This is a genomic window from Streptomyces sp. NPDC079167, assembly GCF_040686735.1.
Classification (GTDB): domain Bacteria; phylum Actinomycetota; class Actinomycetes; order Streptomycetales; family Streptomycetaceae; genus Streptomyces.
Genome location: NZ_JBFBLO010000008.1, coordinates 344,322 through 367,330, shown reverse-complemented (window position 1 = coordinate 367,330; position 23,009 = coordinate 344,322). Strand labels below are relative to the sequence as shown.

Annotated in this window: 25 protein-coding genes; 8 read left to right on the top strand and 17 right to left on the bottom strand. The window is 69.9% G+C overall.

Annotated features, from left to right (window positions below; genetic code table 11):
* Positions 1–96: 96 nt before the first annotated feature.
* The gene (locus AB0P41_RS19700; protein WP_356711833.1) at positions 97–876 is read left to right on the top strand and encodes a hypothetical protein; all 780 of its coding nucleotides are present in this window, start codon (positions 97–99) and stop codon (positions 874–876) included.
* A gap of 69 nt (positions 877–945) precedes the next feature.
* On the opposite strand, the gene AB0P41_RS19695 is transcribed toward AB0P41_RS19700, so the two are convergent.
* Genes AB0P41_RS19695 through AB0P41_RS19685 form a run of 3 tightly spaced genes read right to left on the bottom strand, consistent with a single transcriptional unit; the run spans position 946 to position 2,982 of the window.
* On the bottom strand, positions 946–1,158 hold the full coding sequence (locus AB0P41_RS19695; RefSeq protein WP_356711836.1) for a chaplin: 213 nt from the start codon (positions 1,156–1,158) through the stop codon (positions 946–948).
* Positions 1,159–1,199: 41 nt separating this feature from the next.
* On the bottom strand, positions 1,200–1,844 hold the full coding sequence (locus AB0P41_RS19690) for a response regulator transcription factor (RefSeq protein WP_099175983.1): 645 nt from the start codon (positions 1,842–1,844) through the stop codon (positions 1,200–1,202).
* Positions 1,837–2,982 (bottom strand): GAF domain-containing sensor histidine kinase, encoded by a 1,146-nt coding sequence (locus AB0P41_RS19685; RefSeq protein WP_356711838.1) that lies wholly within the window; start codon positions 2,980–2,982, stop codon positions 1,837–1,839. The genes AB0P41_RS19690 and AB0P41_RS19685 overlap by 8 nt, the downstream gene beginning before the upstream one ends.
* 182 nt (positions 2,983–3,164) lie before the next feature.
* On the opposite strand from AB0P41_RS19685, the gene AB0P41_RS19680 reads away from it, so the two are divergent.
* The 3 genes from AB0P41_RS19680 to AB0P41_RS19670 all read left to right on the top strand — a co-directional run bounded on the left by AB0P41_RS19680 (position 3,165) and on the right by AB0P41_RS19670 (position 5,981).
* The gene (locus tag AB0P41_RS19680; protein WP_365933180.1) at positions 3,165–3,878 is read left to right on the top strand and encodes an SDR family NAD(P)-dependent oxidoreductase; all 714 of its coding nucleotides are present in this window, start codon (positions 3,165–3,167) and stop codon (positions 3,876–3,878) included.
* Positions 3,875–4,927: an S-adenosylmethionine:tRNA ribosyltransferase-isomerase gene (locus AB0P41_RS19675; protein ID WP_365933161.1), complete on the top strand. Its 1,053-nt coding sequence runs from the start codon at positions 3,875–3,877 to the stop codon at positions 4,925–4,927. Before AB0P41_RS19680 ends, AB0P41_RS19675 begins: the two co-directional genes overlap by 4 nt.
* Before the next feature lie 307 nt (positions 4,928–5,234).
* Positions 5,235–5,981, top strand: coding sequence for a transglycosylase SLT domain-containing protein (locus tag AB0P41_RS19670; protein WP_356711842.1), 747 nt, complete (start codon positions 5,235–5,237; stop codon positions 5,979–5,981).
* Between the two features lie 140 nt (positions 5,982–6,121).
* On the opposite strand, the gene AB0P41_RS19665 is transcribed toward AB0P41_RS19670, so the two are convergent.
* Positions 6,122–8,692 carry an FHA domain-containing protein gene (locus AB0P41_RS19665; protein WP_365933159.1) on the bottom strand — a complete coding sequence of 857 codons (2,571 nt, stop codon included), beginning with the start codon at positions 8,690–8,692 and terminating at the stop codon, positions 6,122–6,124.
* Positions 8,693–8,971: 279 nt separating this feature from the next.
* On the opposite strand from AB0P41_RS19665, the gene serB reads away from it, so the two are divergent.
* A complete protein-coding gene (gene serB, locus AB0P41_RS19660; protein WP_356711846.1) occupies positions 8,972–10,228 on the top strand; it encodes a phosphoserine phosphatase SerB in 1,257 nt (418 codons plus the stop codon).
* Positions 10,229–10,287: 59 nt separating this feature from the next.
* Here the strand turns inward: serB and AB0P41_RS19655 are convergent, their stop codons facing one another.
* The 4 genes from AB0P41_RS19655 to AB0P41_RS19640 form a co-directional block, all read right to left on the bottom strand.
* A complete protein-coding gene (locus AB0P41_RS19655; protein ID WP_365933157.1) occupies positions 10,288–10,806 on the bottom strand; it encodes a histidine phosphatase family protein in 519 nt (172 codons plus the stop codon).
* Between the two features lie 75 nt (positions 10,807–10,881).
* A complete protein-coding gene (locus AB0P41_RS19650; protein WP_356711850.1) occupies positions 10,882–11,091 on the bottom strand; it encodes a hypothetical protein in 210 nt (69 codons plus the stop codon).
* Between the two features lie 136 nt (positions 11,092–11,227).
* Positions 11,228–11,344 (bottom strand): SGM_5486 family transporter-associated protein, encoded by a 117-nt coding sequence (locus AB0P41_RS19645; protein WP_086010434.1) that lies wholly within the window; start codon positions 11,342–11,344, stop codon positions 11,228–11,230.
* Positions 11,345–11,361: 17 nt separating this feature from the next.
* Positions 11,362–12,624, bottom strand: a complete 1,263-nt coding sequence (locus AB0P41_RS19640; protein WP_365933155.1) for an MFS transporter — start codon at positions 12,622–12,624, stop codon at positions 11,362–11,364.
* 162 nt (positions 12,625–12,786) lie between these two features.
* On the opposite strand from AB0P41_RS19640, the gene AB0P41_RS19635 reads away from it, so the two are divergent.
* The gene (locus AB0P41_RS19635; protein WP_356711854.1) at positions 12,787–13,461 is read left to right on the top strand and encodes a FadR/GntR family transcriptional regulator; all 675 of its coding nucleotides are present in this window, start codon (positions 12,787–12,789) and stop codon (positions 13,459–13,461) included.
* A 17-nt stretch (positions 13,462–13,478) separates the two neighbouring features.
* On the opposite strand, the gene AB0P41_RS19630 is transcribed toward AB0P41_RS19635, so the two are convergent.
* From AB0P41_RS19630 to AB0P41_RS19590, 9 genes are all read right to left on the bottom strand, one after another.
* Positions 13,479–13,841, bottom strand: coding sequence for a hypothetical protein (locus AB0P41_RS19630; protein ID WP_365933153.1), 363 nt, complete (start codon positions 13,839–13,841; stop codon positions 13,479–13,481).
* A 159-nt stretch (positions 13,842–14,000) separates the two neighbouring features.
* On the bottom strand, positions 14,001–14,768 hold the full coding sequence (gene fabI / locus AB0P41_RS19625) for an enoyl-ACP reductase FabI (RefSeq protein WP_356711857.1): 768 nt from the start codon (positions 14,766–14,768) through the stop codon (positions 14,001–14,003).
* 5 nt (positions 14,769–14,773) lie between these two features.
* Positions 14,774–15,493 (bottom strand): 3-oxoacyl-[acyl-carrier-protein] reductase, encoded by a 720-nt coding sequence (fabG, locus tag AB0P41_RS19620; protein ID WP_099175996.1) that lies wholly within the window; start codon positions 15,491–15,493, stop codon positions 14,774–14,776.
* A 128-nt stretch (positions 15,494–15,621) separates the two neighbouring features.
* Positions 15,622–16,008 (bottom strand): PIN domain-containing protein, encoded by a 387-nt coding sequence (locus AB0P41_RS19615; RefSeq protein WP_365933178.1) that lies wholly within the window; start codon positions 16,006–16,008, stop codon positions 15,622–15,624.
* A gap of 5 nt (positions 16,009–16,013) precedes the next feature.
* Positions 16,014–16,301 (bottom strand): hypothetical protein, encoded by a 288-nt coding sequence (locus AB0P41_RS19610; protein WP_365933151.1) that lies wholly within the window; start codon positions 16,299–16,301, stop codon positions 16,014–16,016.
* Positions 16,302–16,389: 88 nt separating this feature from the next.
* A complete protein-coding gene (locus AB0P41_RS19605; RefSeq protein ID WP_365933149.1) occupies positions 16,390–17,511 on the bottom strand; it encodes a restriction endonuclease in 1,122 nt (373 codons plus the stop codon).
* Positions 17,512–17,636: 125 nt separating this feature from the next.
* Positions 17,637–19,841 carry an AAA family ATPase gene (locus AB0P41_RS19600; RefSeq protein ID WP_365933147.1) on the bottom strand — a complete coding sequence of 735 codons (2,205 nt, stop codon included), beginning with the start codon at positions 19,839–19,841 and terminating at the stop codon, positions 17,637–17,639.
* 28 nt (positions 19,842–19,869) lie between these two features.
* Positions 19,870–20,796 carry a hypothetical protein gene (locus AB0P41_RS19595; protein WP_365933146.1) on the bottom strand — a complete coding sequence of 309 codons (927 nt, stop codon included), beginning with the start codon at positions 20,794–20,796 and terminating at the stop codon, positions 19,870–19,872.
* Positions 20,797–21,262: 466 nt separating this feature from the next.
* On the bottom strand, positions 21,263–21,715 hold the full coding sequence (locus tag AB0P41_RS19590; protein WP_365933145.1) for an ATP-binding protein: 453 nt from the start codon (positions 21,713–21,715) through the stop codon (positions 21,263–21,265).
* Between the two features lie 184 nt (positions 21,716–21,899).
* Here AB0P41_RS19590 and AB0P41_RS19585 point away from each other — a divergent pair, with 184 nt between their 5' ends.
* Positions 21,900–22,766 (top strand): helix-turn-helix transcriptional regulator, encoded by an 867-nt coding sequence (locus tag AB0P41_RS19585; RefSeq protein WP_365933143.1) that lies wholly within the window; start codon positions 21,900–21,902, stop codon positions 22,764–22,766.
* Entirely contained in the window at positions 22,763–22,981 is a 219-nt protein-coding gene (locus tag AB0P41_RS19580) for a DUF397 domain-containing protein (protein ID WP_365933142.1), read from the top strand. Before AB0P41_RS19585 ends, AB0P41_RS19580 begins: the two co-directional genes overlap by 4 nt.
* Positions 22,982–23,009: the final 28 nt, after the last annotated feature.

Genomic DNA, 23,009 nt, shown 5'->3' with positions numbered 1-23,009 from the left:
TCGAGATCGTCGCGTGCCTGTGGGCACAGCTCCCAGGGAAAACCTACGCCACCCGAGGAGTGCTCAGGCCCTGGGGCCGTTCCCTAGGCTGTTCCCATGCTTTCGGAACCACGCTCAGGGCGGCTTGCCGCATGGGGAAACGCGCTTCTGTCCGGACTTGTCTCACCGGACGACGCGGCGCTCGCGATCGTCGGGGAGGACGCGGTGCACCGCGTCGAGGGGCTGCCGGGTGAGGCGGGGCCTGTCGGGCTCACGCTGGCCCTCGGCCGGCTGAGGGGGCTCGGTGCGACCGGTTTCCGGGTCGCTCTGCCGGTGCCCGGCCATCCGCTGGGGCTCAGCGGGCCGCCGGACTTCAACGCCCGTGCGCTGGAGGCGGAGGAGGCGGTGGTCACGTCCGGGGCGCCGTACGGCCTGGTGCCGGAGGTGAGTGAGGCGGGGCCGGTGGGCGATCTGCACGTCGAGGTGGTGTGGCGCTGTCTGCCGGTACGGGAGGCGCCGCCCGCGGATGTGCCGTCGCTGAGCGAGGCGGAGCGGGAGCTCGCCGAGGCGCTGCGGGATGCGACGGCGGTGCTGGCGCGACTGGACGTCGCCGGGTCCGGCCCGGTCGCGGAGGCCGCCGTGGACGCCTACCGGGCGCGGGCGGAGCGGGGGCGGGAGGTACTGGCTCCGGGCTATCCGCCCCGCGCGGTGCGGGTGCTGGAGCTGGCCCAGCGCGTGGGGCTGCTCGTGGCGGTGGCCCATGAGAACGGGCACGGCGGGGCCGTGAGCGCTTCCGAGATCGCGGCGCGGGGCGAGGCGCTGCGGCCGGTGGAGCGGGTGGCCCGTCGGGCGCAGGTCGCGGCGTACAACGCGTACGTGGAGGAGCGGGGGCGGTAGCGGGCGAGGCAGCGCCGGGGCCCCGGCCGCCGGCCGGGCTCCGGTGGGCCTGCCCGGCGGCGGCGTCGGTCAGCCGTTCGGGCCGGAGCCGCCGAAGGCCGGGTTGAGCGGGCCCACCACGTCGACCGTGTTGCCGACCCCGCTCACCGGGACCTGGACGAGGTTGCCCGGGACGACGCCCGGGGAGCCGACGGCCGTGCCGTGGGCGGTGGCGCCGTGGCCCGGGGCGGAGGCGGCCCCGGCACCGGCGGCGACGATTTGCGACCGGTGCCGGGGCCGCACGGAGTGGAACCGTCCGCTCGTCCTGCGGCAGGGCGTCCTCCTCAGCCGGCCGCCCCGTGCCGGACCGCCCACAGAGCGGCCTGGGTCCTGTCCGACAGGTCGAGCTTCATCAGGATGTTCGAGACGTGCGTCTTCACGGTCTTCTCCGACAGGACCAGCGCGCGGGCGATCTCCCGGTTGGAGCGGCCGTCGGCGATCAGTCCGAGCACCTCCCGCTCCCGCTCGGTCAGGGTGCTGCCCCGCCCGGTGCCGTTCCCGGTGTCGTCCTGGGCCAGCAGCGCTCCGGCGACCTCGGGCTGGAGCAGCACATGGCCGGCGTGGACCGAGCGGATGGCCCCGGCCAGGGCGTCCGGGTCGACGTCCTTGTACACGTAGCCCGACGCTCCCGCCCGCAGGGCAGGCACCACCGTGCGCTGCTCGGTGAAGCTGGTGACGATCAGCACCTTGGCGGGGTTCTCCAGCTCCCTGAGCCTGCGGAGGGCCTCGATGCCGTCCGTGCCGGGCATCTTGATGTCCATCAGGACCACGTCGGGCCGCAGCTCCTCGGTCCTGGCGACGCCCTCGGCCCCGTCCGAGGCCTCCCCCACCACCTCGATGTCGTCCTGGATCTCGAGGAACGTACGCAGACCCCGCCGGACCACCTGGTGGTCGTCGACCAGGAGCACCTTGATGATCTTGTCAGCCACAGGGGACCTCCATCTGGACCGTGGTGCCCTTGCCGGGCTCCGAAGCGACGGTGAGGCGGCCGCCGACGCCGCCGGCCCGGTGCCGCATCGAGACGAGGCCCAGATGACGGCCCGCGCGCCGGACGGCGTGGGTGTCGAAGCCGCGGCCGTCGTCGGTGATCCGCAGCACCGTGGCCGAGGTGTGCCGGCTGAGGGTGACGGCCACCTGACCGGCGCCCGAGTGGCGCAGGGCGTTGTGCAGGGCCTCCTGGGCGACCCGGAGGACCGCCTCCTCCTGGGCGGCGGGCAGGGCGCGCACCCCGGCGCTCTCGAAGGTGACGTGGGCGGTGTGGGCGCGGTCCATGACCTGGATCTGGGTACGGAGCGTGGCGACCAGGCCGTCCTCGTCCAGGGCTGCGGGGCGCAGCTCTACGACGGCGGCGCGCAGCTCGTCCACGGCCTCCCCGGCCAGGGTGGCGACCTGCTGGAGCTCGCCCTTGGCGCGCACCGGGTCGCGGTCGACGAGGGCCGCGGCGGCCTGGGCGGTGAGCCGGAGCGAGAAGAGCTTCTGGCTGACCGCGTCGTGCAGCTCGTGCGCGAGCCGTGAGCGCTCCTCGGCGATGGTGAGCTCACGGCTGCGCTCGTAGAGCCGGGCGTTGGTGAGGGCGATCGCGGCGTGCTGGGCGAGGATCCCGAGGAGCTCCTCGTCCTCCTCGGTGAAGTTGCAGCCGCCCGTCGGGCTGGTGCAGCGCTTGTTGGCGAGGAAGAGCGCGCCGATCGTCTCGTCGCCGTCCTGGATGGGCAGGCCGAGGAAGTCGGACATGTCCGGGTGCGCGTCGGGCCACCCTTCGAACCGGGGGTCCTCGCGGACGTCGGCGAGCCGCTGGGGCTTGGCCTCGTGGAGCATCGCCGCGAGGATGCCGTGCTGGCGGGGCAGCGGGCCGATGGCCTTCCACTGTTCGTCGCTGACGCCGTCGACGACGAACTGGGCGAAGCCGCCGTGGTCGTCCGGCACGCCGAGGGCGGCGTACTCGGCGTCCAGCAGTTCACGGGCGGAGGCGACGATCGTCTTGAGGACGTCCCTCATCTCCAGGTGCCGGCTCATGGCGAGCAGCGCGGCGCTGACAGCGGCCAGGCCCGACGGTGGGCGATCACTCATGTGTTCACCGTACCGGCGGGCCCACCGCCCCCGTATCGGGCTGAGGACCACCGTCGTACGGGGCTGCGGACCTAGTCCCAAGTGCCGTACCCGGCTGCGGCGGACGGACGAGGCGGCGGGGCTCGCACCGTTCCTACGTTGGGTGGCGTCGGAACTCCACGAGGTGCGAGGGGATGGCTGTCATGCCGATCGCGATGATCACGGGCGGTTCGAAAGGGCTGGGGCGCGCGCTCGGCGCGGCCCTGGCCGCAAGGGGATGGGACCTGGTGCTGGGCGCCAGGTCGCAGGACGTGCTCCGTGCGACGGCCGCGGAGCTGGGCGGCCGGTACGGGACACGCGTGGTGGCCGTGGCCGGGGACGTCACGGATCCGGCGCACCGTGCGGCCCTGGTGGCGGCCGCCGGGGAGCTGGGCGGTCTCGACGTACTGGTGAGCAACGCGAGCGCCCTGGGCGCCGAGCCGCTCGTACGGCTGGAGGCGCTGCCGCTCGCGGGGCTGCGGCAGGCGCTGGAGACGAACGTGGTCGCCGCGCTCGGGCTCGTACAGGAGGCGCTGCCGCTGCTGCGGGCCTCGGCGGCCGGGGCGGTGGTCACGGTGAGCTCGGACGCGGCCACCGAGCCGTACGGGACCTGGGGTGGTTACGGGGCGTCGAAGGCGGCGCTCGACCAGCTGGCCGCGGTGCTCGGCGAGGAGGAACCGGGCCTGCGGGTGTGGGCCGTGGACCCCGGTGACATGGGGACGGACCTCTATACGGCTGCGGTGCCGGACGACACCGGGCCCCGGCCGCGTCCGGAGGGCGTGGCGCCCGCCTTCGTACGGTTGCTGGAGCTGCGCCCCGCAAGCGGCAGGTACACGGCCTCCGCACTGCTGGACGCGGACCGGCGGGCGGAGCGGTGACCGCGCTGGACTCCCTGCGGGTGCCTCCGGAGCTCTCGGCGCGGGTCCCGGCCGAGCAGCGGGGTGCGGGACGGGACGATGTGCGGCTGCTGGTCTCACGGGGCGAGGCGGTCACGCACCGGCGATTCAGGGAGCTGCCCGGCGAGCTGCGGGCCGGGGACGTGCTGGTGGTCAACACGTCGACGACGCTGGCGGCCGCGGTCGACGGGCGCCTTGGCGGTGAGCGGGTCGTCGTGCACTTCTCGACCCGGGGTGAGGACGGCCGGTGGGCGGTGGAGCTGCGCCGGCCGGACGGTGACGGGACGACCCGGCCGCGTCCCGGCGGCCCGGCGGGAGGGGCGGTACGGCTTCCGGGCGGGGAGGCGCTGGTGCTGGACGAGCCCCTCGGGCCGCGGGAGGGGGCCAGGCTCTGGTGGGCGCGGGTGGGGCGGGACCTGCCCGGACTGCTGAGCCGGTACGGGCGGCCGATCCGGTACGCGTACACGGAGCGGGACCAGCCGCTGTCGGCGTACCGGACGGTGTTCGCCGTGCCGTCGCCCGACGGGAGCGGTTCGGCCGAGATGCCGAGCGCGGCGCGGCCCTTCACGGCGGGTCTGGTGGCGGCGCTGGTGAGCCGCGGGGTGCAGTTCGCACCGCTGACGCTGCATACGGGGGTGGCCTCGGCCGAGGTGCACGAGCCGCCCTACCCGGAGCGCTTCGAGGTGCCGCGCTCCACGGCATGGCTGGTGAACGCGGCTCGGGCAGGTGGGGGCAGGGTGATCGCGGTGGGTACCACGGCGGTGCGGGCGCTGGAGTCCGCGGCGGGCGAGGACGCGGTGGTGCGGGCCTCGGCGGGCTGGACGGATCTGGTGGTGACGCCGCGACGGGGTGTGCGGGTCGTGGACGGATTGCTGACCGGGCTGCACGAGCCCGAGGCCTCCCACCTGCTGATGCTGGAGGCGGTCGCGGGGCGGGAGACGCTGCGGCGGGGGTACGCCCAGGCCCTGGACCACCGGTATCTCTGGCACGAGTTCGGGGACGCCCACCTGCTGCTGCCTCCTGCCCGATAAGTCGCTTACGCTCCGCATTACTGGAGCAACTTTTCGTGAGCGCGAAGGGGTCCCCGTGTGAGCCCAGGCATAGGACCCACGTCACTTACGAAGTCGGATAGTTGGCGTAAAACGGGCAACTCGCCTGGGTTCAAACCGGACAAGGAGGTATTAACGAGACCCCGTCCCACTACCCGGCTTCGTACGTCACACCTTTGCCACGCCATTTTGCTGGCGCTAAGAATTGCATCTGTCCCCGACGGAGATGCCTCGGCTCTTCCGTCTCGTCCTCGCCGAGGACCCCTGCAATTCGAAGAGGTACGACTGTATGTCCGTGTCCCGCATCACCAGCCGTAGCCGTCGCCTGAACAAGGCGCAGAAGCTCTCCGTCGCGGGGGTCTCGACCCTGGCCGCCGCCGCTGTCGCCTTCTCGCTCGTCCCCAACGACGCTTCGGCCACCACCGAGCCGCAGGCCGCCTCGGCCGCCGCGCCCGTCGCCTACACCGGCTCGCAGACCAAGAACATCCAGGCCGGCGCGATCGAGAAGAACTCGACGGCCGAGCAGCTGGTCAAGGCCGCCGACGCCGCCAAGGCCAAGGACGCCGCCGAGAAGAAGAAGGCCGCCGCCAAGGCGGAGGCCAAGGCCAAGGCCGTCGCCGAGGCCAAGAGCGAGGCCGCCGCGAAGGCGAAGGCCGACGCGAAGAAGCGTTCCGCCAAGAAGGCCAGCCGCGCGGCCGACCGCAAGCCGGTCTACGCCAACAACCTGGACGGCTGGATCCGTGAGGCGCTCGCCATCATGGACAAGAAGAACATCCCCGGTACGTACGAGGGCCTGCACCGCAACATCATCCGCGAGTCCAGCGGTAACCCGCGCGCCATCAACAACTGGGACATCAACGCGATCAACGGCATCCCCTCGAAGGGTCTGCTGCAGGTGATCAAGCCGACCTTCGACTACTACCACGTCAAGGGCACCAAGCACGACCAGTACGACCCGGTCGCCAACATCACCGCGGCCGCCAACTACGCCGCGGACAAGTACGGCTCGATCGACAACGTCGACAGCGCGTACTGAGCCACGCACGCACGAGCACAACCTGGCAGAGCTGACCTGCCGGTCCGCAGCGTCGCGTGACCGGCCGGCACATGCCGAAGGGCGGCACCCCACGGGGTGCCGCCCTCGGGCGTTTCCGGGTCCGGCGAGGACCGGCGGCGTTACTTGCGCATGACCTCGGGCTCGTGACGGCGCAGCAGTCGCGAGACGACGAAGAAGAGGGCCACGGCCATGAACAGCAGCACCGCGATGTTCACCCCCCACTGGCCGGCCGAGCTCTCCCAGAGCGGGTCCAGATCGGTCGGGTTGTCCGTGTCCCACGGCGGCATGAGGTGGGCGAGGTCTAGCGTGGCCCCGGCCGCGGCGACCGCCCAGCGCGAAGGCATCAGCCAGGCGAACTGCTCGAGACCGGGCGAACCGTAGAGCTGGAAGAGCACCCCGGTGAAGACCACCTGGACGATGGCGAACATGACCAGCAGCGGCATGGTCTTCTCGGCGGTCTTCACCAGCGCGGAGATCATCAGCCCGACCATCATCGAGGTGAACCCGAGCGCGATGATCGCCAGGCAGATCTCCGCGGCCGGGGACATGAACAGTCCCTCGTCGGGCAGCTTCCGGGTGGACAGGCCGATCCCGCAGATGATCACGCCTTGCAGGGCGGTGATCACACCGAGGACGATCACCTTGGAGGTCAGATAGGCGGAACGGGAGAGGCCGGTGGCCCGTTCCCGCTCGTAGATGACCCGCTCCTTGATCAGTTCCCGTACGGAGTTGGCCGACCCGGCGAAGCACATACCGACCGCGAGGATCAGCAGAATGGTGCCGGCCTTGCTGTTGAACCGCTTGTTGGGCACGTCGGGCGGGGCGAGCCCGAACTCCGCGGGGATGACGACGCTGACGATACCGAGCACCGCCGGCAGGACCACCATCAGGGCGAGGAAGCCCTTGTCGGACACGATCACCGAGATGTACCGGCGCATCAGCGTCAACAACTGCGCCGTCCAGCCCGACGGCTTCGGCGGCCGGATCCGCTGCGGCGGAGGCATGTGCACCGGCTGCGCGGCGACGGCGTCGATGTCCGCGGCGTACATCTGGTAGTGCTGCGAGCCGCGCCAGCGTCCCGCCCAGTCGTAGTCGCGGTAGTTCTCGAACGCGGAGAAGACGTCGGCCCAGCTGGTGTAGCCGAAGAAGTTCAGCGCCTCCTCGGGGGGACCGAAGTAGGCGACGGACCCGCCGGGCGCCATCACGAGGAGCTTGTCGCAGATGGCCAGCTCGGCCACGGAGTGCGTGACCACGAGGACCGTACGGCCGTCGTCGGCCAGGCCGCGCAGCAGTTGCATGACATCGCGGTCCATGCCCGGGTCGAGGCCGGAGGTCGGCTCGTCCAGGAAGATCAGCGACGGCTTGGTCAGCAGCTCCAGGGCGACCGACACGCGCTTGCGCTGGCCGCCGGAGAGCGAGGTGATCTTCTTGTCCTTGTGGATGTCGAGCTTGAGCTCGGCGAGGACCTCGTGGATCCGGGCGGTGCGCTCGGCCTCGGTGGTGTCCGCGGGGAAGCGGAGCTTGGCCGCGTACCGCAGAGCCCTGGTGACCGTGAGCTCCTTGTGCAGGATGTCGTCCTGCGGGACCAGGCCGATGCGCTGCCTGAGCTCGGCGAACTGCTTGTACAGGTTCCGGTTGTCGTAGAGGACGTCGCCCTGGTTGGCGGGCCGGTAGCCGGTGAGCGCCTTGAGCAGGGTGGACTTTCCGGAGCCCGACGGGCCGATGACGGCGATCAGCGACTTCTCGGGGACGCCGAACGAGACGTCCTTGAGGATGTCCTTGCCGCCGTCGACCGTCACCGTGAGGTGGCGGGCCGAGAAGGAGACCTCACCGGTGTCGACGAACTCTTCCAGCCGGTCCCCGACCAGCCGGAAGGTCGAGTGACCCACGCCGACGATGTCGTTCGGGCCGATGAGCGCGGAGCCGGACTTGCCGAGCGGCTGGCCGTTGACGTACGTGCCGTTGTGAGATCCGAGGTCCCGGATCTCGAAGCGGCCGTCGGGCGTCGCCCGGAATTCGGCGTGCAGGCGCGAGACCTGGAGGTCGGAGACGACCAGTTCGTTCTCCAGCGCACGGCCGATGCGCATGACCCGGCCGAGGTCCAGCTGGTGGAACGTGGTCGGGCTGCGGTCGCCGTAGACCGGCGGCGGTGCCGCGGCGGCGCCGTGCCCGCCGGCTCCGGGCGGGCCGGCGTGACCCTGCTGGTGCGGGAACGGGGGCTGCTGCTGCATCTGCGGTGCCTGCTGCTGCGCCGGGCCGCCGGGCCAGCCGGCGGCACCCTGCTGCTGAGGCTGCTGCGGCTTGCTCACCGGGGCCTGCTGCACGTGCGCGGCAGGCGCGGGCGCCTGCTGCGGCGCCGCCTGCCCGCCGTGGGCACCGGCGCCCGCCGCCGCGGTGAGGTTCAGCCGCGGGCCGTCGGTGGCGTTGCCCAGGTGGACCGACGTCCCCGGGGCGATCTCCATCTGCTGGATACGCCGGCCCTGCACGTAGGTGCCGTTCGTGCTGCCGTGGTCCTCGATGGACCAGCCGCGGCCGTTCCAGCTGATCGTGGCATGCCGCCACGACACTCTGGCGTCGTCGATCACAAGGTCGCCCTGCGGATCACGTCCGAGGGTGTACGACCTGGACGGATCGAGCGCCCAGGTCCTTCCATTCAATTCCAGTACGAGTTCCGGCACTCCGCGCCCCACTAGTTGTCCCCCGTGTCGCCCCCGTCGCAGGGAGCCTAGGGATGCTGAACATCGTGGGGAACTATTCCAGGAGCGGTCCCCTCACGGAAAGCCGGGCGGCGTGAAGAGCGCGCGGAGGCTGCCCGTCCCCTTCCGCGACCGGGGAGAAACAGGTCCGGAGCACCCCATTCGCGACGCCCCGTTCCCGGACCGGCGTCCGCGCCCCGAGCCGGCCTCCGGCTGTCCGCCACTCGGGACGGCTTCGGAGCCCGACCCGCCGCCCTATACGGTGGGACCACCATGAGCGCATCTCAGCCACCTCGGTCACCCCGGTCTCCTGAGCCCCCCGAGTCCCCTCGGGACACGGACGCCCCCACTCTTCTCGTCAAGATCTTCGGGAAGGACCGGCCGGGCATCACCGCCGGACTCTTCGACACTCTTGCCGCCTACGCCGTCGACGTCGTGGACATCGAGCAGGTCGTCACCCGTGGCCGCATCGTCCTGTGCGCCCTGGTGACCTCGCCGACGCCCGACGGCACAACGGAGGGCGACCTCCGGGCGACCGTGCACAGCTGGGCGGAGTCGCTGAAGCTCCAGGCCGAGATCATCTCGGGCACGGGCGACAACCGCCCCCGCGGCTCCGGCCGGTCCCATGTGACCGTGCTGGGGCACCCGCTGACCGCGGAGTCCACGGCGCTGATAGCGGCCAGGATCACCTCGACCGGTGGCAACATCGACCGGATCTTCCGTCTGGCCAAGTACCCGGTCACCGCCGTCGAGTTCGCGGTGTCCGGTGCCGGAACCGAGGACCTGCGGACGGCGCTGGCGACGGAGGCCGCGAACATCGGCGTCGACATCGCCGTCATGTCGGCGGGGCTGAGCCGCCGGGCGCAGCGGCTGGTCGTCATGGACGTGGACTCGACACTCATCCAGGACGAGGTCATCGAGCTCTTCGCGGCCCACGCGGGCTGCGAGGCCGAGGTCGCCGCGGTGACCGAGCAGGCGATGCGCGGCGAGCTCGACTTCGAGCAGTCCCTGCACGCGCGCGTGGCGCTGCTGGCCGGGCTCGACGTGTCGGTGGTGGAGAAGGTGCGCGCGGAGGTCCGGCTGACTCCCGGCGCCCGCACCCTGATCCGGACGCTGAAGCGGCTCGGCTACCAAGTGGGCGTGGTCTCGGGGGGCTTCACCCAGGTCACGGACGACCTCAAGGAGCGTCTCGGGCTCGACTTCGCCTCCGCCAACACGCTGGAGGTCGTCGACGGCAAGCTCACCGGCCGGGTCGTGGGCGACATCGTGGACCGGGCGGGCAAGGCCCGGCTGCTGCGCAGCTTCGCGGAGCAGGCGGGGGTGCCGCTGGCGCAGACGGTGGCGATCGGCGACGGCGCCAACGATCTGGACATGCTGAACACCGCGGGCCTGGGTGTCGCCTTCAACGCCAAGCCGGTCGTCCGTCAGGCCGCCCACACGGCGGTGAACGTCCCCTTCCTGGACACCGTGCTGTATCTGCTCGGGATCACCCGCGAAGAGGTCGAGACGGCAGACGGCCTGGTGGACTGACCGTACGCACGCGAGGGGCCCCGGCACAGCTGCTGTGCCGGGGCCCTCGCACTTCCTGCTCAGTCGTTCGGCGTCCAGTACTCGACGAGCTTGCCCACGCCGTGTTCGACGCTCTTCCACGAGCCGGGAAACTCCACCACGGCGTAGGCGGCCGTGGGGAAGCCGTCCTTGGTCATGCGGGCGAGCGCATCGCCCTGCGCCCCGCCGGAGAGCGCGTCCGCGGCAGCGTGCATGCCGGGATTGTGGCCGATGACCAGCAGATTCCGTACGTCGTCGGAGGTCTCGGCGAACAGCGCGATCAGCTCTCCGAGGGAGGCCTCGTACAGCCTCTCCTCGTACACGGTCCTGGGGCGCTGCTCGAATTCGTGGACCGCCAGCTTCCAGGTCTCACGGGTCCTGGTGGCGGTCGAGCACAGAGCCAGGTCGAAGACGGTGCCTGAATCGGCCAGCTTGCGGCCGGCGACGGGGGCGTCCTTCCTGCCCCGTTCCGCCAGTGGCCGCTCATGGTCGGACTCCTGCGACCATTCCGCCTTTGCGTGCCTGAGAAGGACGATCCTGCGAGGTGTATCGGCGCTCATACACCTCAGCTTCGCACGAATTGTGCCTCCGGGCGCAGGGTGTTGACGTGCTCGCCCGCTGGGGTGAAGGGCCGGTCAGGCGCGCAGCAGCCCCGCGATGTGCCCGAGCAGCCGCCCGAGGGCGGGGTCGCCGGCCGAGGCGTGCGCCTGGCCGGGTTCCACGATCAGCAGGAGGAGCGCCGCGAAGGCGAGTGCGGGCAGCGCGACGGCCCACCACGGCAGCCTGACCTCGACGGAGTCCGTGGCGGCCGGGCGGTGGGTCCGGGTGTGCGTACGGGCCGACATGTCCGCCTCCGTGGGTCCTCGGCTGTGTTACCCAGAACCTACGGGCCGGGCGGCGGCGGTCCCATCCGGTGACCCACCCACTCGACCCTGAACCTGGCCCCCTAGGGGACAGGGGGGCTGGCCCCACCCCCGGGGATCAGGGGGAGGCGATCGTGGCGATCACACCGATGACCACGGAGATGAGAAGCATCGTCCCGAAGACGAGGAGGAGCTTCTTCTGACCGTTCTGGGGATTCGGATCGAGCACTGGCATGCGCACAGTCTCGCATCTCAGCATTCGTCCTCGATCGCCCGGTCCCGGCCCGCGAGGATGCCGGCGATCGTCTGGGGCACGAGGAGCGCCGCCATGAGGGCGAGCGGCAGGCCCCAGCCGCCGCTGTGCTGGTAGAGCACGCCGACCAGCAAGGGGCCGGGGATCGAGAGCAGGTAGCCGGTGGACTGCGCGAAGGCGGAGAGCCTGACCACACCCGCGCCGGTCCGTGAACGCATCCCGATCATGGTGAGGGCGAGCGGGAAGGCGCAGTTGGCTATGCCCAGCAGCAGCGCCCAGAGCCAGGCACCGCCGGCCGGGGCCAGGTAGAGGCCCGCGTAGCCGAGGAGGCCGCAGGCGCTGAGGACGAGGACGATCGGGCCCTGGGTCCGCAGCCGGGTGGCGACCCGGGGGATCACGAAGGCCAGGGGCACACCCATGGCCATGACCACGGCGAGCAGGACGCCCGAGGTGCCCGCCGAGATCCCCGCGTCGCGGAAGATCTGCGGAATCCAGCCCATCGTGATGTACGCGGCCGTGGCCTGGAGCCCGAAGAAGCAGGCGAGGGCCCAGGACGTACGGCTACGGGTGATCCTGAGTGCGGCCGCCTGCTCCTTGGCCCGCCCCCCGGGCTGCCCGGCGCCTGTGCCGCGATCCCGTACGAGCGCGGTCCAGGGCAGGATCGCGACGGCCGACAGCGCCGCCCAGACGGCCAGTCCCGTCTTCCAGCTGCCGCCCAGCGCGTCCGTCAGGGGCACGGTGAGGGCGGCCGCGAGGGCGGTGCCCAGGGCCAGGGCCATCGAGTAGAGGCCGGTGACGGTGCCGACCCGGTCGGGGAACCAGCGCTTGACGACGACGGGCATCAGGACGTTGCTGACCGCGATACCCATCAGGGCGAGGGCGCTGGCGGCGAGGAACCCGGCGGTGCCGCCGACGAAGGGGCGGATCAGCAGGCCGACGGTGATGGCGACCATGCCCGCGCAGACGACGGCGCCGATGCCGAACCGGCGGGCCAGCCGTGGCGCCATGAAGCCGAACACCGCGAAGCAGAGCGGCGGCACGGAGGTCAGGACACCGGCGACGCTGCCGCTCATGTGCAGGGTGTCCCGGACCTCTTCGAGGAGGGGGCCGAGGCTGGTGATGGCGGGCCGGAGGTTGAGCGCGGCGAGGACCAGACCGACGGTGACGATCCGCAGCACCCAGGGGGAGGGTCCGGGGCCTTCGGACGTGGGGGTGCGGGGGCCGGCGGGAGGGCTCAGGGTCGGGGTCTCGTCGTGACGCATGGGCCCATCATAGAATCATGGGATGATTGACTGTCCACTCCGATTCCCTCCCTGAGACAATCGGAGCGGCGATCCGACGGGCCCGCACCTCCCGGACGACCTCCCCACCACCTTCCGGCCACCGCCGGGACCACCTCTTCCGGAACACGAGCAAGGAGCACCATGGCGCTGACGTCCACGCGGCGTTCGGCTCTCGCCGACCAGGTGATTGCCCAGCTGAGGAACCAGATCACCACGGGCGAGTGGCCTGTGGGCTCCCGGATCCCCACCGAGCCCGAGCTGGTCGAGCAGCTCGGCGTCGCCCGCAACACGGTGCGCGAGGCGGTGCGCGCCCTGGCGCACAACGGGCTGCTGGACATCCGCCAGGGCTCCGGCACGTACGTGGTGGCGACCAGTGAGCTGGCCGGGGTGATGCACCGCCGGTTCGCGGACGCCGACCCCCGGCACGTCGCCGAGCTGCGCTCCACGCTGGAGTCCTCGGCGGCCCGGCTCGCCGCCCTGCGCCGCACGGACCGGGATCTGCGGCAGCTGGACGCGCTGATGGCCCGGCGCGAGGAGACCTGGGCGTCCGGGGACGCGGAGGCCTTCGTGGCCGCCGACGCGACACTGCACCTCGCCGTGGTCGCGGCCTCGCACAACGACGTGCTGACCGAGCTCTACGCCGACCTGAACGACCTGCTCCGTGACTACCTGCGCGACGACGTGGGCCCGGAGCTGAGGCCGGAGGCGCACATGGACCACGCACGGCTCGTCGAGGCGATCCGGGCGGGCGACGCGGAGACGGCGGCGGCCGAGGCGGCCGCTCACGCGCTGAGCTGCCTGCAGGAACGGGTCTGAACCGGGAAGCTGGATCCCTAGGACACCGAGTGGCTGACCCAGGCCGAGCCGACCTCTTTCCAGCAGCGGTCCTCGAGCTTGACCGTCCGGCCGGGCTGCACCGCGACCGCACCGCCGTCGGCGTCGACGTCCCACCAGCGCGCGCACTCGGTGTGGAGCTGGACGAGATCGGTCGTGGGGTACGGGTTGTGGCAGTAGGCGACCACCCGGGAGCCCTCGACCGACGTACGGCATTCGGCGCCCGACGGCTCCGGTTCCGGGGGTGCGGCCGCTCCGCTCCCCGCCCGGTTGGCCGCGCTGACGGCCACCGGGGCCAGGAGCCCCGCGACCACGGCCGCCGCTGCGAGCAGGGCCCAGGTTCGGCGACGTGTGGAGCGCACAGCGATCTCCTCCCCACAGCCTGACCAAAAGTCCGGTTCCACCACATTCTGCGGTGGAACGGCCATCTTTTCGACTTGAGCGCCTGTGGAGGCCAGGACACGCGCGACGGCCGCGCACCCCGGCGAGGGGTACGCGGCCGTCGGTGAGGCGTGAGCGGGTCAGGCGCCCATCATGTGCACGCCGCCGTCGACGTGGATGATCTCGCCCGTCGTCTTCGGGAAGAAGTCCGAGAGCAGCGCCACGATGCCGCGGCCGGCCGGCTCGGGGTCGGTCATGTCCCACTCCAGCGGGGAGCGGTGGTTCCAGACGTCCGCGAGCTCACCGAAGCCCGGGATGGACTTGGCGGCCATGGAGCCGAGCGGTCCGGCCGAGACCAGGTTGCAGCGGATGCTGTCCTTGCCCAGGTCACGGGCGAGGTAGCGGGAGGTGGCCTCCAGCGCGGCCTTGGCCGGGCCCATCCAGTCGTACTGCGGCCAGGCGAACTGCGCGTCGAAGGTGAGGCCGACGATCGAGCCGCCGTCGTTCATCAGGGGCTTGCAGGCCATGGCGAGCGACTTCAGCGAGAAGGCCGAGACGTGCATCGCGGTGGCGACCGACTCGAACGGGGTGTTCAGGAAGTTGCCGCCGAGCGCGTCCTGCGGGGCGAAGCCGATGGAGTGCACGACGCCGTCCAGCGAGCCGAGCTCGTCCTTGACCAGGCCGGCGAGCCGCTCCAGGTGCTCGTCGTTGGTGACGTCGAGCTCGAGGACCTTGACGGGCTTCGGGAGCTTCCTGGCGATCCGCTCGGTCAGCGTCGGCCGGGGGAAGGCCGTCAGGATGACCTCGGCGCCCTGCTCCTGGGCCACCTTCGCGGCGTGGAAAGCGATGGACGACTCCATCAGCACACCCGTGATGAGGATGCGCTTGCCGTCGAGAATTCCGCTCATGGTGATCAGTGACCCATGCCCAATCCGCCGTCAACGGGAATGACGGCTCCAGTGATGTACGACGCGTCGTCGGACGCGAGGAAGCGCACCGCGGCGGCGATCTCGGCGGGCTGCGCGTAGCGCCCGAGCGGCACCTGCGACACGATGCCCTTGCGCTGCTCGTCCGTGAGCACCTGGGTCATGTCGGTGTCGACGAACCCGGGTGCGACGACGTTGAACGTGATGTTCCGCGAGCCGAGCTCACGGGCCAGCGACCGGGCGAAGCCGACCAGGCCCGCCTTGGACGCCGCGTAGTTGGCCTGTCCGGCCGAGCCGAGGAGGCCGACGACGGAGGAGATGAGGACGACGCGGCCCTTCTTGGCACGCAGCATCGCGCGGTTGGCCCGCTTGACGACGCGGAAGGTGCCGGTGAGGTTGGTGTCGACCACGGACGTGAAGTCGTCCTCGGTCATCCGCATCAGCAACTGGTCCTTGGTGATACCGGCGTTGGCGACCAGCACCTCCACGGGACCGTGCTTCTCCTCGATCTCCTTGTAGGCCTGCTCCACCTGCTCGGTGTCGGTGATGTCGCACCGGACCGCGAGGACACCCGCCTCGGTGAGCGCCTGCGGCGGCTCTCCGGAACGGTAGGTGACGGCCACCTTGTCGCCGTTGTCGGCGAAGGCGCGGGCGATGGCGAGGCCGATGCCCCGGTTTCCTCCGGTGACGAGAACCGAGCGGCTCAACGGATCACCCTTTCCTTGGCGGTCTGGTACATCGAAAACCTATCGGTACCACCCCTCATCCAAGGAATCGGCCTCTGACAGCGCCGCCGGGCCGCGACTGTCGGGTTCCCACAGTCTCGACGGCTGCCTCAGTCCGCCATGCCGGGCGCGAAAGCGGCCAGTCCTGTCTCCCGGGCCGCGTCAAGCATCCGTTTGTCGTACGTGATCAGAGAATCGATGGCGTCGCCGATCGCCAGCGCGCTCGCCACGTGGATGGCGTCCAGGGACCGCAGAGAGGCGGGAACCCTGGTGGCCAGGTCACGGACCTCTTCGGTGAGAAGGATTTCGGTGACCGTGGAATCGAGATCCGCGAGAGCGTGAGGGAACGATCCGACTCTGTCGAGCTGCCGGACCGTCTCTACCACACCGACCGTACTGGTGGCGATGGGCAGACCGGGACGGGCGGCCAGGAAGCTTCTGAGTTCCCCGGCGTTGGTCCGCCCTGTCAGCAGAGTCAGAAGGGCGGACGAATCCATGTAGATCAACGGTCGTCCTCCTCTCGCTCGGCGAGAAGGAGCGCCACCGGGTCGGGCGCGTCCGCAGGGAGTTCGTACGCGGCCATGCCGGCGAGTTCCGAGGTGGTGGCCGACTTGAGCCGTATCTTCCCCTGTGCGACGAGGTCGGAGTAGCGCGCCATGGGCCCGGAACTGGGGAGGAGCATGGCGATGACATTGCCATGGCGGGTCACCTGAACCGCCTCGCCCTTCTCCACGCGGGCGAAGACGGCGCTCGGGTTGTACGAGAACTCGCGGACGGAGATCGTGCTCACGAGGGGCCCCTTCAGCGTCTCACGGAAAAGTACCTACATTCGCGAATTGTACCTACAATGAAGGCAGCACGGACCAGGATCCCGGGAGCTACACGGTCGGGGACGGTAGTTTCGCCGCGCGATAGCTCGTGGGCAGCGACTCCGCGAGGGTTGCGGCAAGCCGGTCGATCCGGTTCCTCAGCTCCTGATGCGGCAGCCCCAGATCCAGCACGTGCCGGTGCAGCCTTATCTCACCGTCGCGCACCGGTACCCGCACCACGTTAGGTTTGCCGCCCGCGTACACGAGATGTCCGTCGTCGAGCCCGAGCCGCACGCAGTAAGCGAGCATCTGGTAGAGGTCATCGCGATGGAAGGCACGCTTGTATTTGGCGTCCACCACGATCGCGGGCTTCGATACACCGGACTCGCCGGGGAGGTAGTGCAAGAGGTCGGGCATCAGCAGATGCCGCCGCCCGGCAGTGAGGTAGTGGTTGCGATCTGCGGGTTCCGCCCTACCGCCCACCGTACTGACCAGTGCCTCACCGAGGGCGCGGCCGAGAAAGTCCTCGTAGACCTGCCACATCCGGAACACCAGGCCATCGACAGCAATCGTGCGTCCGTCCGCGAGCTCGTAGGACGCTCCTCCAAGGATCAGCGCCGCCAGAGCGAGCACCGGCTGGTATCGCTGGTTGAGACGGCTCGGCTGCCACACCGGCAACGGCGCACCGGGCATCTGCGGTGCCACGCCGTCCAACTGAGCAGCAAATCCCTGCAACTCCGCACGAAGGCGTGGGTCGAGGCCCGGTACTCGCAGCAGCCTGCGCACCGCACCGAGCAGCAACCTGTTCTCCGGTACATCGACGGTGTGCTCGTCATACGTCACCTCCAGCGGCACCATGAGCCCTGGGTGCCTGCTCAGCTGATCGGATGCCCTCAGCCGCCCCCGCAGTACCGGCAGGGTGTCATCGGTCTCCCGGTAGCCGCGCAGAGGCCCTGATCGCAGGGCCCGCCGGGTAGCGCGGTTGAAGGCGTGCGCGACGGCAGGCAGGAGGTCGGTGCGTGCCACTGCGTCGACCTGCTGTTTGTCCCAGACCAGTCGGTCCGGCGCATACCCGAGCAGATACATCAGCCGGTCCACCGGAACCTTCGGGTCGATGGACAGCCGCACGCGCCCGGCACCGCGCCCGAGCCGAACGGCGCCGACCTGGTCCCTGGCACGCAGCCTGCTCATCCCCACGCGGCCCGCGGCCCGCACATCGACGAGTTCGGACCGGTCCAGCTCCCACGCCTGTTCCGGCGTCAGCGACCACTCGGACCACGCCTCTCCTTCACGAAGCCGTACGTGCGTCTCACGCGTCATGCGTCGCTGCCCGGCCGACCTGTCTCCTCCGGTCCCAGTCCGAGGTGCTTCCTGATGCTCGGCAGACCGTACGTTTCCTCGATCTCCGTGCCGTCGCCCCAGTGGTACTCGGTGAGCAGCGGCAGGACCTGGGTACGCCAGATCAGATCCACGGCGCTTGGGCTGCTGTGGGCCATGGACTGCATCAGGTAGGAGTGCCCGACGCGGAAGTCCCGGTCGGTCGCGGGCCCTTCGGCGATGCGGCGGTTCAGCTCGTCGAGCAGCTGCGCGGCGGCCTGCGGGTACTCATTGGCTTCGAGCCAGCGACTGAGCAGTCCGGTGAGCGGGGGGACATCCGGGTGCAGTTCCATGAAGGAGAAGCGGCGACGCATGGCCGCGTCCATCAGCGCCACGGTCCGGTCGACAGTGTTCATCGTGCCGATGATGTAGAGGTTGGGCGGCAGCCGGAAGCCGCGTCCTTCGTCCGATCCGTAGAGGAGATGTACGAACTCCCTGCGGTACTCCAGCAGGAAGTACATCTCGCCGAAGACCTTGGCGAGATTGCCCCGGTTGATCTCGTCGATGACCAGGACGAAGACCTCGGCGGGACGCTCCTGCGCCGCGTCCGCCAGCCTTCGCAGCGGCCCTTGGACCAAGTCGAAGGCAAGGCCGGTCGCGGTGTCGTTGTTCCGCTCGTCGACCCGGCCGCCGGAGGGCTGCTTCTTCGGCAGCCGAGGGCGAAAGCCCTCGAAGAAGTCCTCGTAGGTGTACGCCGGGTGGAACTGCACCAGTCGTACGTTGCTGAGGCTGCCGCCTGTCAGGTGGCGGGCCAGCGCGAGTGCGGTGAAGGTCTTCCCCGTGCCGGGCGGGCCGTGGAAGATCAGCTGCGGTTTGCCCCGGAGCAGCTCGACGCATTCCTGCAGCCATTGGGTGCCGTCCAGGAAGAGCCCGTCCGCGAATTCCTGGGTGACGTCGGGAAGCCGGGCCTCGACATCGCGGGAGGGAGCGGCCCGCTCGGGCTCCGGTCCGACGAGCGGCTCAAGGCGGGACGCGAAGTGGCTGATGTCGACGATGCGGGCGTCCGCGTCGGCGACGCGGCCCGTCAGCTCACTGGGCAGGTCGCGGACGAAGTCGAGCGGTGCGTCGAGGTTCTGCCAGGCGACGGACCGTGTGTAGTGGGCCGCGTCGTCGCTCGGTGCCGAGTAGCCGGCGGGTCCCCGCACCACGCCCAAGTACGCCTTGGGCCCGTCGGTGCACACCACGATGTCCCCCTCCTGTATCCGGGAGAGGAAGATGTGGAGCTCCTCGGCCCGTCGGTCACGCTGGGCACCGGTCGCCCCGGAGTCGGCATCGTCGACGGCTTTACGGACCCGCTGCGGACCTGTGCCCTGCGGTAGCGGTGGCAGCCTGTCGGCAGGCAGCGTCACCACGCCTTCGTCGCACCAAAGGGTACGAATCAAGCTCGCACCCCGCTGGTCCGTACCCCGGATGATCCAGACCCGGCGCGGACGCTGCGGAACGCCCTCCTGGCCGGGCTCCTCCCCCAGCACGAGTGCGGTGAACTCCTCCGCTGTCAGCCGTCTGTCTGACAGTGCCCGTACGACATCGAGGCTCGACCTCGCCTCGTCGAACAGCTCGTCGCGTTCGAGGAGCAGCCGCCATGCCTCGGTCTCCGCTGGGAGCAGAGGCAGGCCGACTCCTGCCACACCGTCTTCCGAGAGAGCAAGATGCCAGCCATCGGGACGGGTCCCCTGCAAGCAGGCAGCCAGCGCCTCCGCGTCCACGTCGTACTCGCCCGCCAGGTCCTCCAGACTCACCCACCGTTCGTCGGGCAGCGTGGACAGGACTTTGGCGGCGGCATCGAAGCCGGTCCTTTTACTGACCCAGTAGTCGTAGCGGGCGTTCGCCTCCCAGAGGAAGGTGACCTCATCCGGGTAGGCGCCGAGCGCTTCGAGGCCCAGACCCGTAAGCCGCCAGATGCGGTTGGCGCGGGTCAGCCACCCGGCCTTGCTCAGCGCGGTCGCGGTGTAGCCGAGATTGGTGTCTACATCGCTCTTCGCCCTGGGGCCACGAGCGGCAACCCAGTCGTCCGCCAGGGCAGAGTCAGCCCGGTGGATCGACCGCTTCACTTCGCGGAAGGGAAGGCCGTCCGGAAGATGCTGGGCGAGGACGGTCGCTGCCAGACGGACGGCACGGGCGCTGATCTCGAATGCGGTGGGCACAACTTCCTTTCGTGGGGCCGCGGGGTGTTCAGTCCAGGGCGACGGGCGTGGTTGGCTCCACGGCGCCGTTCACGGTGACCAGCAGTAGGTCACCGACGGTCGCGTCGTCCCCGAGTCCCAGGTCCGACACAGGCCGTGCCCCTGGAATGTCACGTGCGGCGACCGGCATGAGATGAAGCTCGTTATTATCTCCCTGGAAGGCGAGCATCACGTAGGTCTCGTCTGCATGGATCTTCGACGCCACAGCGCTGAGAAGGTCGGGGAGTACGGCGCAGACCACGGTCAACCGCTGCCTTTCGGCCCGAGGGAAGGCCGAGATCATTTCCAGCAGCCCTGGGGCGGAGAGGGTGCCTTCCAGCAGGCGCGCCACAGCTGCCCGGTCGCCTGACCGCTCGTCCTCCTGCGCGTACACGAACCGTACGATCGGCAAGCCGTCGTCGAGCACCTGTTGCCAGCGGGGCAGCATGAAGTCGATGTGCAACGCGTCCTCACGGGTCGCTCCCGCGTCGCCGACACGCTCACCGAGGCCGGCCAGCCAGGCATTGATCTCGGCCCAGCGCCAGACGAGCGAGCGCCCGACCGTGCCCTCCGGGTCCGGAAACGCGCCGGCGTCTGATCGGCGCTCCCCGTTCACCCATTGGAGGACGTTCTGCCGACTGCGGCCTGTCCGCTCTGCGATATCCGACACGCCCACCAGATCGGGGTCCAGCCGCAGCAGTCGTAGCTGGGGCAGAACGCTTCTCAACCGTACGACCAGGCGGTGTGCGGCGTCGATGGCGCTGTCGCCCGACTCGGAGAGGTCAAGCAGGTGCTTGTCCCTGTGCTGAGTGAGCAGCCCGTCGAACTCGTCGAAAATGACGCCGACCGCCAGGTCGTCGTCCACGCTGATGCCGTCCACGACGAATAGAAACTCGTACTCCATCTCGCCCTCGTCCCCCTTTGGCTGTGCTGTCACATGCCTGCGCGCCAGGGTTCGCCACCCCTGTGAGGCAGACTTACCCAGGACCCATGCGTTGTCAAACGACAACGCCCCCGCTACGGGCACGGCGCGGATCACCTTCCGGGAGCGGGCAGAGCTTCGCGCGCCGCGCGAGGTTGCGTGCCGCGCGCCCCGGGTTCTTCGCCGTGCCCGGGACCGGGATGGTGAGGCAGCCCCCTTCGGGACAGGAGCAGTAGAGGCGACCCCAGTGCCCCTCTTTATGCAGAGTCCAGCCGTCAGCTATGAGCTGCTTGAGGACTATGCGGATCTCTTTGTCCTGGTGGTCCGCCGGTGACAACTTTGGCCCGACCATGCACCGTCTCCCCAACGTTCGGCGCCGGCAACACAGTTGAACGTCAACTCGGCGTGACGGAGAGACTACCCCCAGAGACTGACAACCGGCGAAATCGCACGTCAATGCAGCAATTGAACGGGAGTTCGATCAGTTGCGACTGTGCGGGAGCAGGCAACGGACCTGCTTGCCTACGGGCGTCAGCGCGACGTCCCAGCCGGGCGCGAGGAGGTCCATGAGCGGGAGCCCGCAGCCGGACTCGGCGGCGGGGTCGTCGAGTTGGACCCCTGAGCGATGCGGCAGGCGACACCGGTCGGGATCGTGGAGCCGGACCCACACACCGGCCGGGTCCGACTCGACCTCTGCGATCAGCGGGACGTAGTGGCCGCAGGCGTGGACGGCGTTGCCGTAGAGCTCGGAGAGGACGAGCTGGGCGGAGTCGACGAGGTCGGGAGCGACGCCCGCCCCGAGCAGGGTCGCCTCGGTGAGGCCACGGACCGCGCGGAGGTTGCGCGGGGAGGCGGACACATGGAGGGCGAAGCCGGTTTGGGTTGGAGTGAGGTAGTGACCCAGGGCGGCACTGGGGCGGGGCGCGTATTGCACATGAACCTCCGAGTGGGCGCTCTTTCGCGCGGGGCCTGACGACTCACCGAATGCACTAAGTCGCTTTGAGTGACCACCCGAGAATGCACACTTTCCATAGTTGGGCGCAACTTTTCTACCCAAACGGGTTACGGATCACCTCGGTTGCCCTCGCAACCTCACCCGGGGGTGCCAGACTTCGGCCATGCCCAACGCTCCCCTGGTCCCGACAGTCCGCCGTCGACGCCTTGGCGCGACACTCCGCAAGCTTCGCCACGACGCCGGTCTGACGCTCGATGAAGCCGCTACGGCCATGGGTTGGAAGGGCCCGAAGATGTCGAAGATTGAGAACGCGGCGCAGGGCGTTCGCCCCAACGATCTCCTCGGCCTGCTCGACGTCTACGGCGTGGCCGACTCCGAGGCGCGCACTGCCTTGGAGGGACTGGCTAAAGACGCAGGAAAACGAGGTTGGTGGCAGACGTACTCGGTGGTCGTCTCGCCCTCCTACGCAGACTTCATCTCGCTTGAGACCGACGCTGAGAAGATCTGCAGTTGGACACCGCTCCTCATCCCGGGGCTGCTCCAAACCGCTGCCTACGCCCGGGAAACCATCTCTGGAATCACAACGACGCGCAGTCCCGAGGAAGTAGCTGCTCTGGCAGAGGTCCGCATGGCCAGACAGTCAGTGCTCACTCGACCAGGCGCTTCCTTGGAGCTGTGGGCGATCATTCACGAGTCGGCACTCCACCAACGCTTCGCTGCTCGACCCGCCACCATGCGGGAACAGCTACGCCGGCTGCTGGACGCATCCGAGATGCCCAACGTGACAGTGCAGCTCATGCCGTTGACCTCAACTGCCCACCCGGGGCTGCTGGGTGGCTTCAGCCTGGCCAGCTTCGCCCGGCCGCTGCCGGAGGTTGTCGTCCTGGAGAATCTGAGCGGCGCGGCATACGTTGAGGGTGAGGACGCAGCTCCTTACGCACGCGCGTTCCAGCACGTTCAAGCGACGGCGCTGTCAGTGGAAGACTCGCTCGTGCGTATCACCGAGATGGAAGAAGGCCTCCGGAAGTGAACCGCAAGGCAGACCTGTACGCCCAGGACCTCACCGACTCCATATGGCGCAAGTCCTCGGCCAGCGGCGCGGAGCACGACTGCGTCGAGATCGCCGAGTTGCCGGGCGGCGCCAGGGCCGTTCGGGACTCGAAGAACCCCGAGCGAGCACCCCTGCGTTTCACTGCTTCGGAGTGGGCCGCGTTCCGGGCGGGTGTGATCGCGAACGAGCTCTGACCCGCCGCAGCACCCGAACGGCCACCCA

Excerpts from the sequence above, each read along its gene's own strand:
- AB0P41_RS19670 (WP_356711842.1), top strand. The coding sequence starts at position 5,235 with ATGTCCGTGTCCCGCATCACCAGCCGTAGCCGTCGCCTGAACAAGGCG.
- AB0P41_RS19605 (WP_365933149.1), bottom strand. The coding sequence starts at position 17,511 with ATGAGCAGGCTGCGTGCCAGGGACCAGGTCGGCGCCGTTCGGCTCGGG.
- AB0P41_RS19645 (WP_086010434.1), bottom strand. The coding sequence starts at position 11,344 with ATGCCAGTGCTCGATCCGAATCCCCAGAACGGTCAGAAGAAGCTCCTC.
- AB0P41_RS19640 (WP_365933155.1), bottom strand. The coding sequence starts at position 12,624 with ATGCGTCACGACGAGACCCCGACCCTGAGCCCTCCCGCCGGCCCCCGC.
- AB0P41_RS19615 (WP_365933178.1), bottom strand. The coding sequence starts at position 16,008 with ATGGATTCGTCCGCCCTTCTGACTCTGCTGACAGGGCGGACCAACGCC.
- AB0P41_RS19635 (WP_356711854.1), top strand. The coding sequence starts at position 12,787 with ATGGCGCTGACGTCCACGCGGCGTTCGGCTCTCGCCGACCAGGTGATT.
- AB0P41_RS19680 (WP_365933180.1), top strand. The coding sequence starts at position 3,165 with ATGCCGATCGCGATGATCACGGGCGGTTCGAAAGGGCTGGGGCGCGCG.
- AB0P41_RS19655 (WP_365933157.1), bottom strand. The coding sequence starts at position 10,806 with ATGAGCGCCGATACACCTCGCAGGATCGTCCTTCTCAGGCACGCAAAG.
- AB0P41_RS19700 (WP_356711833.1), top strand. The coding sequence starts at position 97 with ATGCTTTCGGAACCACGCTCAGGGCGGCTTGCCGCATGGGGAAACGCG.
- AB0P41_RS19650 (WP_356711850.1), bottom strand. The coding sequence starts at position 11,091 with ATGTCGGCCCGTACGCACACCCGGACCCACCGCCCGGCCGCCACGGAC.
- serB (WP_356711846.1), top strand. The coding sequence starts at position 8,972 with ATGAGCGCATCTCAGCCACCTCGGTCACCCCGGTCTCCTGAGCCCCCC.
- AB0P41_RS19585 (WP_365933143.1), top strand. The coding sequence starts at position 21,900 with ATGCCCAACGCTCCCCTGGTCCCGACAGTCCGCCGTCGACGCCTTGGC.
- fabI (WP_356711857.1), bottom strand. The coding sequence starts at position 14,768 with ATGAGCGGAATTCTCGACGGCAAGCGCATCCTCATCACGGGTGTGCTG.
- AB0P41_RS19685 (WP_356711838.1), bottom strand. The coding sequence starts at position 2,982 with ATGAGTGATCGCCCACCGTCGGGCCTGGCCGCTGTCAGCGCCGCGCTG.